Annotated in this window: 1 protein-coding gene; it reads left to right on the top strand. The window is 61.4% G+C overall.

Annotated elements, in window-relative coordinates:
- The first annotated feature begins 79 nt into the window (after positions 1 to 79).
- Complete coding sequence (gene tnpA / locus ACWGS9_RS35155) at positions 80 to 571, top strand: IS66-like element accessory protein TnpA (protein WP_454509474.1); 492 nt, start codon at positions 80 to 82, stop codon at positions 569 to 571.
- The last annotated feature ends 59 nt before the right edge of the window (positions 572 to 630 follow it).

The following is a 630-nucleotide window of genomic DNA, read 5'->3' as shown; positions in this document are numbered from 1 at the left end:
GTACGCATACGCTGAAGGCCGCCTACTGACGCGTACCTTGTGGCGTTAGTGTCCGCTTAAATTAAGTGGACGCTTAGCAATGAAGTATCTGGCTATGGAGCAGCCGTCGAGGGTGGAAGCGAGCACGCCCGCGGCTCTATCGCTGCCGACGGATGCCGGCCGACAGCGGACGCGCCGCTCCTGGACGGTCGAGCAGAAGCTGGCGATCCTGGGTGAGGTGCAGGAGTCCGGTGATCCGGTGGCGGTTGTCGCGCGGCGTCACGACATGAACTCGAACCACTTGCACATCTGGATCAAGCAAGCCCAGGAACGGAGATTGGGTGGCCGATCCGAGCCCCCACCAATCGCCTTCATTGACATGGGTGTGGTCGGTCACAGCGTGCACGATGTAGAGACGGAAGAGCCGGCTCCGGTGCGATCCCACTCCGAAGTGGCGGCTGCCAGCCAAGCGGTGTCTGCCGGTGGCCGGATAGAAATCGTCGGTGCAAACGGTCGGCGTGTGATCGTTGACCGCACTGTCGACGTAAGTGTCCTGATGCGGATCTTGCAGGGTCTGGAAATGCTGCGATGATCCCGACAGAAGGCGTGCGTGTGTGGTTGGCGACGGGCTACACCGATATGAGATCTGGC

This window comes from Mesorhizobium sp. Arg314 (assembly GCF_053714275.1).
Note: the sequence above shows the minus strand (reverse complement) of the source record. Positions and strands in the feature narration are given on the sequence as shown.